This window comes from Sulfitobacter sp., from assembly GCF_039977885.1.
Taxonomy (GTDB): domain Bacteria; phylum Pseudomonadota; class Alphaproteobacteria; order Rhodobacterales; family Rhodobacteraceae; genus Sulfitobacter.
Map to the genome: position 1 here is coordinate 15,230 of NZ_JBDWCI010000005.1, position 13,488 is coordinate 28,717.

The window sequence follows — 13,488 nt, forward strand, 5'->3', positions numbered from 1 at the left end:
TCCCCCGCCCCCTTTCAAAACCGGATTTTATATGCAGACCCTTCTTGACGTTATCCTTCCGGTTTTTCTGGTCATCGGTTCGGGCTATTTTGCCGTGTGGCGCGGGCTGTTTCCGGTCGCAGGTGTGGACGGTGTCCTGCGTTTCGCCCAAAGTTTTGCTGTGCCCTGCTTGCTGTTTCAGGCGATCTCGAAGCTTGACCTCAGCTCGGCCTTTGATGCGCCATTGCTGATCAGTTTCTACACAGCGGCAGCCGTCTGTTTCACGCTCGGCATCCTTGGTGCGCGGTTCTTTTTCAAACGCGACTGGGAGGATTGTGTTGTCATCGGCTTTTGCGCGCTGTTTTCCAACACGGTCCTGTTGGGCCTGCCGATATCCGAGCGCGCCTTTGGTCCCGACGGGTTGGCGGGGAACTATATGATCATCGCCATGCATTCACCGTTCTGCTACGGCCTAGGGATCGCGGTAATGGAATTCGTGCGCAACCGCGGCAAAAGCAAAGCCGCGCTGGCGCGTTCGATCATCAATGCGATGTTCCATAATCCACTGGTGATCGGGATCATGTTGGGCTTTGCGGTCAATCTCAGCGGCGTGGCCTTGCCGCTGGTGATCGACGATGCTGTATCGCTCATCGTGCGGGCAGCCTTGCCCGCCGCCCTGTTTGCATTGGGCGGCGTGCTGATCCAGCACAAGCCCGAGGGTGATATGAAAGCCATCGCCATGGTTTGTGCCCTGTCGCTCCTTATTCATCCCGCGATTGTCTGGGGCATGGGCAAGGGTTTTGGCGTGCCAAGCGATTTGTTCCATTCCGGTGTTCTGACGGCAGCCATGGCACCAGGATTTAACGCATATATTTTTGCCAATATATATGGGCGCGCAAGACGCATTGCCGCGTCTTCCGCCTTGATTGCAACCGCTGCCTCTATCCTGACAGTCTGGATGTGGCTGGCTTTACTCGGGTAGGCACATCACCACCGATTGCGGCATCCGCAATACGGCCGCCACCGGCAGCTCGTTCGGGTCTGCGTCCGGTGCCATCGAAAGCGCCAGCTGCGCCACTTTTTCCGGCGTGTTTGCCAGCATCAGGATTTGCAAACAGTCCTTGATCGCCTTGAGCCCCAGCGTCAGGCGCGGAGCAACATTTGGCGGTGTCTCGGGCACGGCAGCGGCAAAAATGCTGTCATCGCGCGCCTCGATCCGGTCGGGGAAAATCGACGCCGTATGGGAATCGTCCCCCACACCGAGGAAAGCCACCGCAGGCGGCCATGCCATCGTATCAAGGCCCGCAGTCCAAGTAGCAAGAGCCGCATTCGGGGCCAGATCGGTGCCAAAGCTGATGTAATGGCACGGACGGCCTGCATCGGCGAAAAGCCCGCGTAGCATGCCCTCGGTCGAAGCTGCATCTTCGACAGGTACCAGCCGTTCGTCACTTGCCACTGTATAAACGCGGTCCCAGTCAATATCATCGCGCGCCAACACCAGCGGCAAAATCGCGCGCGGAGTGCGGCCACCCGGCACGACCCAGCTGACCCGCTTGCCCGGTGAGATATCACAGGCCGCTGACAGGGCATCCCCCATGAAGGCAGCAGCAGCCACAGCAAGCGCTTCGGCATCGGGAAGGGTTTGGATATCTACCATAGAATTAGCCTTTCAATCGGTCTGGCGCGATGCGCCACATAGGATGTTTGCGCTCACATTACGGCGGCACGTTCATGGGGGCAACGTCGTTTGCGTTCAATCGTTCCGCAGGCTGCGCCATTGCGCAACCATCTGCGCGGGATCGCTGTCGGTGGCGTTGAAAGAATACAGCCTGGCCAGAGCTGCGCAATCCAATGTGATATATTGATGGGCACTGCCCATGGCGGGTACCAGATCAAACGCCATCCCTGCGGCCTGTGCAAGGGCCGCCATTTCTACCGGATTTGATACTCCGATATTCAGGACGTCCGGCAGCGTTTTGTGGTTCTGAGCCAGTTCACACAGGACCTTGGCCAAAGTGTGCGGCCCGATATAGGAGCGCAGCGGCGTGGCCCCACCATCGAAACTGTCAATGCGCAACCTCTCGCCCGACTTCAGCGCCGCACCATTGCCAAGCAGCGCATCCGCCCCCGCCACATTCCCGATGCGCAAACAGCACAACATCAAGCCCAGCTCACGCGCATGAACGGCGCAGCGTTGTTCCATCTCGTATTTGGCGCGGCCATAATCATTGGCAGGCGCAGGGCAATCATCCTCATGATATGGGCTGTCGCTTTGCATCCCGTAAACCGCCGAACTGGAGGCCAGAATAACCGTTTTTGCCCCCAGCGCCTTGGCCGCCTCAAGGCTGTTCAGACCAATGGCCACATTTTGCTCAAGCTTTGCGCCTGCACGCGGAACAACACCGCTGAGCACAAGCAGAACATCAAATGGCCCTGCTTCACGCAGTTGCGCGGGGGCCGGCCCCTCCAGACTCCACACAACATCCGACACATGTTCCGGATCAGGCCGCCGTGTCTGATAGGTGAATTCAATCTCTCGGCCGCAGGTCTCAGTATCCCAAACAGGGCGCAGCATCGTGCCAATGCGGCCTGAGCTACCCAGAACCAATACTTTTGTACCCACCTGCCCTGCCTCCGGTTGTTGTGGTAGCACATAACGCAAACGGGTTTTCCCGTCTACGCGGGCTGCACGAGCTGTTCGGCGCTTATTAAACGGATGCGCGCAAGTCTGTGCTTGCGCTTTACATTATTCATCAGGCCAAGGATCATCTCGGTGCGCCATATGTGATGGCTGGTCAAAGCGGATGTCGACACTTCGGGCATCAGCGCAGCGGCCGGACACAATACACACAAAATATTCAATGAATTCAAAATGGTGCGGGTGAAGGGACTCGAACCCCCACGCCATAGGCGCCAGAACCTAAATCTGGTGCGTCTACCAATTCCGCCACACCCGCACAGGCCGGATTGCACACGTTGCGAACCCGACACACAAGTCACTAACAAAACGCAATCAAAGAGGCGAGACCAAAAAAGCACGCGACATGAACATTTTCTTGTCATATTGTCGAGATAACCTGAGGTAGGTTAGATTATAAGTGAGACGCACCATGAAACCGAATACGGTCATGCGCGTAGGCGGAAACAATTCGCAAACGGGCCAATACGCGCCTTATGCTTCCCGTGATACCGGGTTGCTACAAGGTGCAACTCTGCTGACACTCGATGGGGAAATGCCCGTTGAATTCGTAAGTGTCGGGGACAAAGTCATTACACGCGACAGCGGCATCAGCCGCATTCAGCATATCCAGCGCTCGACGCGTCTGGTCCACTCTATCGCATTGGCGGCAGGATCCTTGGGCCACACGCGCCCCGAACGGGATGTTACACTGGCCGGTGACCAGATGTGCCTCGTTCGTGACTGGCGCGCGCAGGCGATGTTCAGCGCGGACCGCGCATTGGTGGCTGCACGCACGCTCGTGGATGGCGAATTTATTCGCGACCTCGGCATGCAAGAGCAAACCTTGATCCAGATCTTCTGTGACGCGCCGCATATCCTTTATGCCGACGGGCTCGAAGTGAGCACTGCCGACGGGGCACGCGCCCGCGGCCAGGTTCTGCACGCCGCTTAAGCCCCCTGCCCCTGACCCAACGGGACTTATTCGAGGGTGGAGCCAGAGGCCTAAACCACTATCGAGAATCCCCTGCCTTTTTGGCGCGCCCCATCTAACCGGCGCGCCATTGCTTTTTGTGACCCCCGCAACCCGTGTTCAAAGGCTTAATATTAATTTTCATTTCGATCATTATTTGACCTAACCGCCCATTTATTAATCTAAGGGTATTAATTTCACCGCCAGCACCGTACCACTGTCATGCCACATATGGATTCTCTCAAAAGCGGGTGAAAACACTGTGTTGCAAAGCCGAGGGAGCAATCATGAAAAAGATCGAAGCGATCATTAAGCCGTTCAAGCTCGACGAGGTGAAGGAAGCCCTTCAGGACGTTGGCGTTCAGGGCCTTTCTGTCATCGAAGTCAAAGGCTTTGGCCGTCAAAAAGGACATACCGAACTTTACCGCGGCGCTGAATACGTTGTGGATTTCCTTCCCAAGGTCAAAGTCGAGATTGTTCTGGACGATGATCAAGTCGATGCCGCGATCGAAGCCATTGTGAATGCTGCCAAAACCGAGAAGATCGGTGACGGCAAGATCTTTGTCTCTCCCATCGAACAAACAATTCGCATCCGCACCGGTGAAACCGGCTCGGACGCGCTGTAACCCTTTCCGTGACCATTCGAAAAAGTAAAAGGACAACGCCATGAGCGCTAATGCAGACCTGATCAAACGGATCAAAGACGAGGACATCGAATACGTCGACATCCGTTTCACCGATACACGCGGTAAGTTGCAGCACGTCACAATCGTCAACGATCTGGTTGACGAAGACTTCCTCGAAGAAGGCTTTATGTTCGATGGTTCCTCCATCGCTGGCTGGAAATCCATTGAAGCATCCGACATGAAACTGATGCCCGATGCGTCCACAGCATATGTTGACCCCTTCTATGCCGAGAAAACAATCTGCCTGCACTGCTCGATCGTAGAGCCCGACACAGGCGAATCCTATGAGCGTGACCCACGTGGTACAGCGCAAAAAGCCGAAGCATATCTGAAGTCCTCGGGCATCGGCGATGTTGCCTACATGGGTCCAGAGGCCGAGTTCTTCCTGTTCGACAACGTCAAGTTCTCCAACAGCATCAACAAAGTGTCCTACGAAGTTGATGCATCCGACGCGTCCTGGAACACTGACACGGATTATGAGATGGGCAACATGGGCCACCGCCCTGGCCTCAAAGGCGGCTACTTCCCCGTCAACCCAACTGACGAATCCCAAGACCTGCGCGCCGAGATGCTCTCCACCATGAAGCGTCTGGGTATGAAGGTCGACAAGCACCACCACGAAGTGGCGTCCTGCCAGCACGAACTGGGCCTGATCTTTGGCTCACTGACGCACCAAGCGGACGAGCTGCAGAAATACAAATACGTGATCCACAACGTGGCACATGCATACGGTAAATCCGCAACCTTCATGCCAAAGCCAGTCTACGGCGACAACGGTTCCGGCATGCACGTGAACATGTCCATCTGGAAAGACGGCAAGCCATTGTTCGCAGGCGACAAATACGCCGACCTGTCACAAGAAGCGCTGTATTTCATCGGCGGCATCCTGTCCCACGCAAAAGCACTGAACGCTTTCACAAACCCATCCACAAACAGCTACAAGCGTTTGATCCCGGGCTTTGAAGCACCCGTTCTGCGCGCCTACTCTGCACGTAACCGTTCGGGTTGTGTACGTATCCCATGGACAGAATCCCCCAAAGCCAAGCGCGTCGAGGCACGTTTCCCTGATCCGGCAGCAAACCCATACCTGTGCTTCTCGGCTCTGTTGATGGCCGGCCTTGACGGCATCAAGAACAAGATCGACCCCGGCGAAGCCATGGATAAGAACTTGTATGACCTGCCTGCAGAAGAGCTGGCCGGCATCCCGACTGTCTGCGGCTCCCTGCGCGAAGCACTCGACGAGCTGAGCAAAGACATGGACTTCCTGCTGGCCGGTGATGTGTTCACCAAAGACCAGATCGAAGGCTATGTTGAGCTGAAGATGGAAGAGGTGCATACGTATGAGCACACACCTCACCCAGTTGAATTCGGCATGTACTACAGCTGCTAAGTAATTAAATAAACTTAGAAAAATTTATGGCGCATCCGTAGTACGGATGCGCCATTTTCGTATTTTGACCCTACAGTTTCCGCATTGATGTCAAAATTCGCCACCAGATTGTATTGCGGAAACGCGCCTTAACAAGACGCGCGATAGTAGGGACAAAAAATGGCGACCAGTTTTGAAGAGCGACTTTCGCGACTAGAGAGCAAAAGGATTGAAGCCGGCGGAGCGCCCTCACGCGACCTACCCGATTATAGTAATCAAGGTGGTAGCGGCGGGACCGAGCCCCCCAAGCGTCCCAAAAAGGAAGGCCGCAAACTTCCATTGATCTTGTTCGCCATTGCCGCGTTAGCAGGCCTTCCCTTGGGCGCATATTTCATCACCGCTCACTTATCCCAAAACCCTGATCTGGTCGCCGCGGTTCAGGAAAAGACAGCTGTTGCCGCTGATAGCGCCGCGTTAATGAACATCGCTTATGGAGCCCCCAAAGACGATGAACAGCGCGATGCGCGCCGGTTAATGAACAGCGTTTCTTTACGTTTTAATACCGGAACGATGACCGATGAAGAAATCGAGTATTGGGGCAGTGATGAAGGGCAACAAAAACTTGCAGAGCAACAGAAAAAGGCGATGAATCTTGAGGGTATGGAAAAGTTTGCCAAAAAAATTTACGGCGTCGATTAAGCTGGCAAAGCCCCGACGCGCCGCAAGCGCAAAGTTGCAAACCTAAAACAATGCTTTGCAGAACCTTATGGGATTGGTAAACATATTCAGTCCTAAACAAAGGTAAGCCCATGCGCTCTTTCAAATCTATCGCAATTTTCACGACATTCTCAGCCCTGTTTGCCGGCCCAGCCCTTGCGGCCCAGTGCGGAAATAATGCGAGCGGTTTCAATGCGTGGAAGGCAGCGTTTGCCTCCGAAGCACAAGCAGCAGGCGTGGGCCAGCGCGGCTTGCAGGCATTGGCCAGCGCGCAATATGCCAACGGCACCATTCAAGCGGACCGCAATCAGAAGTCGTTCAAATACACGCTCGACAAATTCATGCAGATCCGCGGTGCCAACACGATCATCAGTCAGGGCCGCAAACGCAAAGGGCAAAATGCCGCTTTGTTCAACTCCCTCGAACAGCAATACGGTGTGCCTGCGGGCGTTTTGTTGGCAATCCACGGCATGGAGACCGGATTTGGCGGCTTTATGGGCGACTCGGCGGTTGTTTCTGCGATCACCACATTGGCCTATGACTGCCGCCGCACGGATTTCTTTGTGCCGCATGCCATCGGCGCACTGAAACTGGTTGACCAAGGGTCGATCACCTCCAGCACCAAAGGGGCCAAACATGGCGAGCTGGGGCATACTCAATTCCTGCCCGGTAACGCGCTGCGCTACGGTGTCGATGGCAATGGCGATGGCCGCGTCGATTTGTATAACCGCACCGATGCAATGGCATCGACCGCCAACTTCCTGCGCCGCAAGGGCTGGAAGCCCGGCCAAGGCTACCAAGAAGGCCAGCCGAATTTTCAAGTAATCAAACAATGGAACGCGGCCACCGTGTACCAGCAGGCGATCGCCATCATGGGTGCCAAGATCGACGGCTAACGCCCCAATAATCCTGCACGACGCGTTCGAGGCCCCGCTTGCGGGGCCTTTAGTTTTTTATGACATAGGTGTGGATCGAGAACACGACCACATCGCTGACAGGCATCCTCACAAGGCATTGCCGCTCGGAGCGGGTAAAGGGGGCGGCCTGCTCCTCTGGCACGATACGCCGTATGCCAACTCCACGGGGCTGGAACAGCTCGGCATCCTCATACCACAGCTTGTTAAACCGCCACAAAGGCTGGCCCACCCGTACCCCGTCAAACAGGCGCTGGACGCGTTTGGCCAGCTGGCTGTCGTATTCTTCGACGGGGACATGAATATCGATCAACGGTTTACCTGCCTTCTCGGCCAACCGCCAACTGGCAGGAAAGCACAAAACCGCGCCAACAAGCACATGCGCCTCCCCCTCTTTGCGCATGAGACAAATATCCTCCTGCACCAACTGCCCCAATGTATGCAGAGGGGCGTCACGCCGCACGACCACATCACGGCCATCGGGACAACGCACAACATCCCCATTCACATCAAACCCGAGGCCGGGCAAAAGGCCCAGCGCCTGATCCAGCACCTCGCATGCGGCCTGCTGCGCAGAGGGATCAAGCCAAAGCACCTCGTCTTTGCGTGTCTTTAACAGTTCCAAGCGGCGCTGCATCTGCGCGCCATAGGCCTCATCCACCCGCAGCCAGTCATGTGCATCCGCCGGGCCAGTGCCGGGCAGACGGGGCGCTCCTTGCATTTCAGGTGGCAGAGCGCTTTGAACAATCACCGTCATAGAGGAGACCCTTGCCGCTACTGCCCCAAGGCTTGGGCCAGATCCGCGATTAAATCCCCCGCATCCTCAATCCCGACCGAGAGACGCAGCAACCCTTCGGGAATACCGGTATGCGGCTCAATCGTGTGGCGGTGCTCGACAAGGCTCTCCACACCGCCCAGCGACGTGGCCGGATGGAAAAGCTGCAAACGCGCCACAGCGCCCAGCGCCGCCTCCGCTCCGCCTTTGACGACAAAAGACAAAAGCGGGCCAAAGCCGCCCTGCATCTGGGTGCAGGCCAGCGCATGGGTGGGATGGTCCGGCAGGCCCGGATATAGAACCGCCTCAACCCGAGGATGATCGCTCAGGTATTCTGCCAGCTTTTGCGCGTTGGATGACATCCGCTCCACCCGCAGCGGCAGCGTGCGCATTCCGCGCAGCAGCAGCCACGCCTCGAACGGGCCCAGAACGGCACCCGCAGTATCACGGTCCAGCCGGATCGCCTGCCAGATGGCCGCCCCCGCATCCTTACAACATAACGCACCGGCCAATACATCAGAGTGACCGTTCAGCGCTTTGGTGGCCGAATGCATCACAATATCCGCGCCAAAAGACAGCGCGCGGGCAAGCACCGGTGTGGCTGTTGTCATGTCCGCAACCAAGAGGCCGCCCCTGTCATGAACCGCTTGCGCACAGGCCGCGATATCAACCACGCGCAGCCAGGGGTTTGACGGGGTTTCGATCCATGCAAGGGACGGGCTGTGATCGGCGCAGGCCTGCGCAAAAGCCGCGCTATCAGATGCTTCGACCTCGATCAGTGTAATATCGCGGCGGGTGCAAAAATCGCGGATCCACGCCGTGGTACCCCAGTAGATCTGGCTTTGCAGCAGCACGCTGGCCCCCGCAGGCAAGGTCCGAAACACCGCTGCCACCGCTGCCATGCCAGATGGAAACACCAGCGCTTCCTCGGCCCCTTCAAGCTGGGCCAATACATCTTCGGCCATTCGTGCATTGGGTGCATGAGAACGGGAATAGACGTTGCCCCCGACGGCAGGTGCATAGGTATCATCGCGCACAAATGTGGTCGCGGGATGGATCGCGGGTACGACACCTCCTGTGCCATCATCAATCAATCCATTCGCCTGCGCAGCAAGGGTCGCGGGCTTCAACGGGCGTGTCGGTTTATGGGACATAGCAGAGGCTTTCGCTGGAGATTCATCGTATCTAAAGATGGTGTATGGTGTGAGTGTCGCCGGTGCAAACACATCCTCACAGCAGCGTGAGCCCTGTGTCATCCTATTGTACAATGAATGGCGGTGTCCCACCTTGGGCGAAACTGGAAGGAGACGACCCATGGCAGTAGAACGTATTTCATTCCCCGGCCACGACGGATCACAACTCGATGCGCGGCTGGATCGTCCTGACGGGCCGCATCTGGCGACCGCGATCTTTGCGCATTGTTTTACCTGCGGCAAAGACATCGCTGCCGCCCGCCGGATCGCTGCGCGTCTGGCGGCGATGGGGATCGCCGTGTTGCGGTTTGATTTCACAGGGCTTGGCCATTCGGGCGGAGAATTTGCGAATACCTCTTTCAGCAGCAATGTTCAGGATCTGGTACAGGCAGCAGAATGGGCAGCGGATCAGGGCATGGCCCCTACCCTGCTGGTTGGCCACTCACTGGGTGGTGCGGCAGTAATCAAAGCCGCGAGCATGCTGGAAGGGATCAAGGCCGTGGCCACCATCGGTGCTCCTTTTGACCCCGGCCATGTGCAGCATCATTTCAAGGATGCCATCCCCGAGATCAGCAGCGCAGGTGCCGCCGAAGTCAATCTGGGCGGGCGTAGCTTTACCATCGGCAAAACCTTTATCGAAGATACCGGAAACGGGGCGTTGGGTGATGTTTTGGGCAAACTGGGCAAGCCATTGCTGGTCCTGCACGCCCCGCTTGATGCGACAGTCAGCGTCGACAGTGCCGCACAGATCTTTATGGCGGCCAAACATCCCAAAAGCTATGTCTCGCTGGATGATGCCGATCATCTGGTTTCGCGCCCAGAGGATGCTGAATATGCTGCTGATGTGATCGCCACATGGGCAGGCCGTTATCTCGACATTACCCAACCAACGGCAGACGCTGACACGCCCGAAGGCATTGTACGCGTCTCTGAGGCCAGCGAAGACGGCTTTTTACAGGATATCTCTTCTGCCGGGCATGGGCATATGCTCGCTGATGAGCCCACAAAATACGGGGGCACCAATCTGGGCATGTCGCCTTATGGTTATCTGTCAGCGAGCCTTGGGGCCTGTACCTCGATGACAATCCGCATGTATGCACGGCGCAAAGGCTGGCCTCTGGTCCATGTCAGCGTCGATGTGAGCCATGATAAAGTCCATGCAGAGGATTCTGCTGACGCAAATGATCAAAAGATCGACAGTTTCAAGCGTCTGATCACCCTAAGAGGCGATGATCTGGATTCAGCACAACGCGCGCGCCTGCTTGAAATCGCTGACCGCTGTCCTGTGCACCGCACACTCGAGCGCAGCTCGAAGGTCGAAACCTTATTGGCCCAATAACAGCGCGCGAACCGCTAACTCGCCGAAATACACCGGACCGGACAGGCATTTGCCATCCGGTCCGCTGCATGACCGCCTGATCAGTTGATCAGGGCCTTGACGATCAAGGTCGCCGCTGCCGCAAGATAGACGTCATCGCCGTTCACGATATAAACTTCGTCTTTATTCGGACGGCGCAGACCGCGCGCGCTCCAGTCATTCACCACGACGACCTCACGCTGCTGAAAGCGGTGCCCGACAGATTTCTTCTGGCTGGTTTTGCGCTCGACTTTTACGTTTTTCTTGGACGATTGCTGGCTCTTGGATGACTGTTGGCTCTTGTTGCTTTGCCCCTTGGTGTTGCGGCTTTGATCTTTTTTGGTCACGGTGGTTTTCTCGACTGTCTTTTCCACCGTCACTTTCGATCCCCGGTCAGAGGCCCGATCAGCCATTGCAGCCATAGGTACAAGAGATACCGACGTCGCTGCCAGGACAAGAATAGTTGCGTAGCGTTTAATTGGGTTCTGCATGGGTCCATCCTCTGGGTTATGTGCCTATTCAACGCATGGGCTGCAGCACTCCGTCGAAATTTTTTGAATAAATTTATCTCGGCGGATTGCAGCGGAAAGGATCAACTCTCCCACAACAGCGCTCAATACAGGTGGAATTGCCCCTTAAGACCGCTCCTGCCTTGTCCTTCACGGCTGCACAGTCTATTGCGCCCCTGTCCCTTGCACAGTCAAAAAAGGTGTGTCCGATGATCCCCCGCTATTCCCGCCCTGACATGGTCGCCATCTGGTCGCCGGAAACGAAATTCCGCATCTGGTATGAGATCGAGGCTCACGCCTGTGACGCGATGGCCGATATTGGCGTCATTCCACGCGAAAATGCCGATGCTGTCTGGAAAGCCAAAGATGTCGAATTCGACGTGGCCCGCATCGACGAGATCGAAGCCGTCACCAAACATGACGTCATCGCCTTCCTGACCCACCTTGCCGAACATGTTGGCTCGGATGAGGCGCGCTTTGTGCACCAAGGTATGACCTCTTCGGATGTGCTGGACACAGCGTTCAACGTACAGCTGACCCGTGCCGCCGACATTCTGATCGCGGATATGGAGCTGTTGCTGGCTGCGCTCAAGCGCCGCGCGATCGAGCATAAAGACACTGTTCGTGTGGGCCGTAGCCACGGCATCCACGCGGAACCCACCACAATGGGCCTGACATTTGCGCGCTTCTATGCGGAAATGGACCGCAACATGAAACGCCTGCGCACAGCACGCGATGAAATCGCCACCGGTGCGATCTCTGGCGCGGTTGGCACATTCGCGAATATCGACCCTGCAATTGAAGAGCATGTCTGCGAAAAGCTGGGCCTCACACCAGAGCCGATCAGCACGCAGGTGATCCCGCGTGACCGCCATGCCGCCTTCTTTGCCACGCTGGGCGTGATTGCGTCATCGATCGAGAATGTCGCGACCGAAGTGCGCCACATGCAGCGTACCGAAGTTCTGGAAGGTGCGGAATTCTTCTCGGCGGGTCAAAAAGGCTCCTCTGCGATGCCGCACAAAAAGAACCCTGTGTTGACCGAAAACCTCACCGGCCTTGCACGGACCATTCGCATGGCTGTGATCCCTGCAATGGAGAACGTGACCCTATGGCACGAGCGCGATATCTCGCACTCCTCCGTTGAGCGCGCGATCGGGCCCGACACAACCATCACGCTTGATTTCGCCCTGCACCGCCTGACCGGTGTGATCGACAAAATGCTGATCTATCCCGACAACATGCTGGCCAACATGAACAAATTCAGCGGTCTGGTCATGTCCCAGCGCGTTCTGCTGGCCCTGACCCAAGCAGGCGTGAGCCGCGAAGACAGCTATAAGCTGGTTCAGCGCAACGCGATGAAGGTCTGGGACCACGGTAAAGACTTCAAAACCGAATTGCTGGCCGACGAGGATGTTCTGGCCGCACTCAGCGTTGAGGAGATCGAAGAAAAATTCGACATGGGCTACCACACCAAGCATGTTGATACGATTTTCAAACGCGTCTTTGGCGACTGAAAATATACATAAAACACAGCCAGCGCGCGGAAAATAACGCGCTAGGCCAAAGCGATGCGGCGCGATTTCACTTGAAGTCGCGCCGTTTTGTCATTGTCCGTTTCTCTGCTGGTCACAGCCCTTTCCTGACGGAAACGTGAACGCCACCACAGGGCGGCGCCCTTTGTGAATGCAAATTCAGAACTATCTTGGATCAAAGACAGGAAATTTAACAACGGAGTCCGTATTATGATGCGTTTTCTTCTTGCTGCAACAATCGCGCTCGGCGTGCCCGCAACTTCATTTGCGGCTGGTGGTGACGACGACTTCCCGCCCAAACCGAAATGCGAACGCGGCTTTGTCTATGACAAGAAAACCAAATCATGCGTGAGCACCAATGGGCACTCGCTGGATACGGATGGTCTTTACCAAGAAGTTCGCGCCCTGTCCTATGATGGCCGCTATAAGGACGCTCAAGAATTGCTGGCGCAGATGCCTGCCGACGATGACCGCACCCTGACGTATCTGGGCTTTACCAACCGCAAACTGGGCAACAGCGAAGCGGCAATGACATATTATGCCCGTGCTTTGACAGTGAACCCCGCAAATATCCTTGCGCGTTCCTACATGGGACAAGGCTATGTCGAAGAAGGCAATATCTCTGCTGCGCTGGAACAACTGCGCGCCATCCGCACCTATGACGGCGAAGGAAGCTGGGCCGAGGCATCGCTGCGCACTTCCATCGCCTCGGGTAGAACCTTCAACTACTAATCGACAGCCATGGCAACGAATTGCACGCGTCCCTTCCAACAAGGGGCGCGCGTTTTTTTTTTGCGCCCCTGAGCA

Annotated in this window: 14 protein-coding genes and 1 tRNA gene; 9 read left to right on the forward strand and 6 right to left on the reverse strand. The window is 56.4% G+C overall.

Annotated elements, in window-relative coordinates; genetic code table 11:
- Positions 1 to 31: 31 nt before the first annotated feature.
- The gene (locus ABJM03_RS02135; RefSeq protein WP_348415238.1) at positions 32 to 961 is read left to right on the forward strand and encodes an AEC family transporter; all 930 of its coding nucleotides are present in this window, start codon (positions 32 to 34) and stop codon (positions 959 to 961) included.
- On the opposite strand, the gene ABJM03_RS02140 is transcribed toward ABJM03_RS02135, so the two are convergent.
- From ABJM03_RS02140 to ABJM03_RS02150, 3 genes are all read right to left on the reverse strand, one after another.
- A complete protein-coding gene (locus ABJM03_RS02140) occupies positions 950 to 1,636 on the reverse strand; it encodes a 6-phosphogluconolactonase (RefSeq protein ID WP_348415239.1) in 687 nt (228 codons plus the stop codon). The genes ABJM03_RS02135 and ABJM03_RS02140 overlap by 12 nt on opposite strands.
- A gap of 96 nt (positions 1,637 to 1,732) precedes the next feature.
- Complete coding sequence (locus ABJM03_RS02145) at positions 1,733 to 2,602, reverse strand: NAD(P)-dependent oxidoreductase (protein ID WP_348415240.1); 870 nt, start codon at positions 2,600 to 2,602, stop codon at positions 1,733 to 1,735.
- 250 nt (positions 2,603 to 2,852) lie between these two features.
- Positions 2,853 to 2,936 (reverse strand) — tRNA-Leu (locus ABJM03_RS02150).
- Positions 2,937 to 3,089: 153 nt separating this feature from the next.
- Here ABJM03_RS02150 and ABJM03_RS02155 point away from each other — a divergent pair.
- The 5 genes from ABJM03_RS02155 to ABJM03_RS02175 all read left to right on the forward strand — a co-directional run bounded on the left by ABJM03_RS02155 (position 3,090) and on the right by ABJM03_RS02175 (position 7,297).
- Positions 3,090 to 3,611 carry a Hint domain-containing protein gene (locus ABJM03_RS02155; RefSeq protein ID WP_348415241.1) on the forward strand — a complete coding sequence of 174 codons (522 nt, stop codon included), beginning with the start codon at positions 3,090 to 3,092 and terminating at the stop codon, positions 3,609 to 3,611.
- A gap of 305 nt (positions 3,612 to 3,916) precedes the next feature.
- On the forward strand, positions 3,917 to 4,255 hold the full coding sequence (locus ABJM03_RS02160) for a P-II family nitrogen regulator (protein WP_348415242.1): 339 nt from the start codon (positions 3,917 to 3,919) through the stop codon (positions 4,253 to 4,255).
- A gap of 40 nt (positions 4,256 to 4,295) precedes the next feature.
- Positions 4,296 to 5,705 carry a type I glutamate--ammonia ligase gene (glnA, locus tag ABJM03_RS02165; RefSeq protein ID WP_348415243.1) on the forward strand — a complete coding sequence of 470 codons (1,410 nt, stop codon included), beginning with the start codon at positions 4,296 to 4,298 and terminating at the stop codon, positions 5,703 to 5,705.
- Between the two features lie 159 nt (positions 5,706 to 5,864).
- The gene (locus ABJM03_RS02170; protein WP_348415244.1) at positions 5,865 to 6,383 is read left to right on the forward strand and encodes a hypothetical protein; all 519 of its coding nucleotides are present in this window, start codon (positions 5,865 to 5,867) and stop codon (positions 6,381 to 6,383) included.
- 110 nt (positions 6,384 to 6,493) lie between these two features.
- On the forward strand, positions 6,494 to 7,297 hold the full coding sequence (locus ABJM03_RS02175; protein WP_348415245.1) for a lytic murein transglycosylase: 804 nt from the start codon (positions 6,494 to 6,496) through the stop codon (positions 7,295 to 7,297).
- A 49-nt stretch (positions 7,298 to 7,346) separates the two neighbouring features.
- Here ABJM03_RS02175 and ABJM03_RS02180 read toward each other — a convergent pair whose 3' ends face one another.
- Positions 7,347 to 8,072: a DUF3445 domain-containing protein gene (locus ABJM03_RS02180; RefSeq protein ID WP_348415246.1), complete on the reverse strand. Its 726-nt coding sequence runs from the start codon at positions 8,070 to 8,072 to the stop codon at positions 7,347 to 7,349.
- Between the two features lie 17 nt (positions 8,073 to 8,089).
- Positions 8,090 to 9,244 carry an aminotransferase class I/II-fold pyridoxal phosphate-dependent enzyme gene (locus tag ABJM03_RS02185; protein ID WP_348415247.1) on the reverse strand — a complete coding sequence of 385 codons (1,155 nt, stop codon included), beginning with the start codon at positions 9,242 to 9,244 and terminating at the stop codon, positions 8,090 to 8,092.
- A gap of 160 nt (positions 9,245 to 9,404) precedes the next feature.
- Between ABJM03_RS02185 and ABJM03_RS02190 the strand changes: the two genes are divergently transcribed.
- Positions 9,405 to 10,622 (forward strand): bifunctional alpha/beta hydrolase/OsmC family protein, encoded by a 1,218-nt coding sequence (locus ABJM03_RS02190; protein WP_348415248.1) that lies wholly within the window; start codon positions 9,405 to 9,407, stop codon positions 10,620 to 10,622.
- 80 nt (positions 10,623 to 10,702) lie between these two features.
- Here ABJM03_RS02190 and ABJM03_RS02195 read toward each other — a convergent pair whose 3' ends face one another.
- Positions 10,703 to 11,131, reverse strand: coding sequence for an RcnB family protein (locus ABJM03_RS02195; RefSeq protein ID WP_348415249.1), 429 nt, complete (start codon positions 11,129 to 11,131; stop codon positions 10,703 to 10,705).
- Positions 11,132 to 11,358: 227 nt separating this feature from the next.
- On the opposite strand from ABJM03_RS02195, the gene purB reads away from it, so the two are divergent.
- Positions 11,359 to 12,663 (forward strand): adenylosuccinate lyase, encoded by a 1,305-nt coding sequence (gene purB / locus ABJM03_RS02200; RefSeq protein WP_348415250.1) that lies wholly within the window; start codon positions 11,359 to 11,361, stop codon positions 12,661 to 12,663.
- A gap of 228 nt (positions 12,664 to 12,891) precedes the next feature.
- Entirely contained in the window at positions 12,892 to 13,413 is a 522-nt protein-coding gene (locus ABJM03_RS02205; protein WP_348415251.1) for a hypothetical protein, read from the forward strand.
- The last annotated feature ends 75 nt before the right edge of the window (positions 13,414 to 13,488 follow it).

What these genes read in the sequence shown, in the direction of transcription:
- ABJM03_RS02180 (WP_348415246.1), bottom strand. Translation starts at nt 8,072, where the DNA reads ATGACGGTGATTGTTCAAAGCGCTCTGCCACCTGAAATGCAAGGAGCG.
- ABJM03_RS02155 (WP_348415241.1), top strand. Translation starts at nt 3,090, where the DNA reads ATGAAACCGAATACGGTCATGCGCGTAGGCGGAAACAATTCGCAAACG.
- ABJM03_RS02205 (WP_348415251.1), top strand. Translation starts at nt 12,892, where the DNA reads ATGATGCGTTTTCTTCTTGCTGCAACAATCGCGCTCGGCGTGCCCGCA.
- glnA (WP_348415243.1), top strand. Translation starts at nt 4,296, where the DNA reads ATGAGCGCTAATGCAGACCTGATCAAACGGATCAAAGACGAGGACATC.
- ABJM03_RS02160 (WP_348415242.1), top strand. Translation starts at nt 3,917, where the DNA reads ATGAAAAAGATCGAAGCGATCATTAAGCCGTTCAAGCTCGACGAGGTG.
- ABJM03_RS02185 (WP_348415247.1), bottom strand. Translation starts at nt 9,244, where the DNA reads ATGTCCCATAAACCGACACGCCCGTTGAAGCCCGCGACCCTTGCTGCG.
- purB (WP_348415250.1), top strand. Translation starts at nt 11,359, where the DNA reads ATGATCCCCCGCTATTCCCGCCCTGACATGGTCGCCATCTGGTCGCCG.
- ABJM03_RS02190 (WP_348415248.1), top strand. Translation starts at nt 9,405, where the DNA reads ATGGCAGTAGAACGTATTTCATTCCCCGGCCACGACGGATCACAACTC.
- ABJM03_RS02195 (WP_348415249.1), bottom strand. Translation starts at nt 11,131, where the DNA reads ATGCAGAACCCAATTAAACGCTACGCAACTATTCTTGTCCTGGCAGCG.
- ABJM03_RS02135 (WP_348415238.1), top strand. Translation starts at nt 32, where the DNA reads ATGCAGACCCTTCTTGACGTTATCCTTCCGGTTTTTCTGGTCATCGGT.
- ABJM03_RS02175 (WP_348415245.1), top strand. Translation starts at nt 6,494, where the DNA reads ATGCGCTCTTTCAAATCTATCGCAATTTTCACGACATTCTCAGCCCTG.
- ABJM03_RS02140 (WP_348415239.1), bottom strand. Translation starts at nt 1,636, where the DNA reads ATGGTAGATATCCAAACCCTTCCCGATGCCGAAGCGCTTGCTGTGGCT.
- ABJM03_RS02170 (WP_348415244.1), top strand. Translation starts at nt 5,865, where the DNA reads ATGGCGACCAGTTTTGAAGAGCGACTTTCGCGACTAGAGAGCAAAAGG.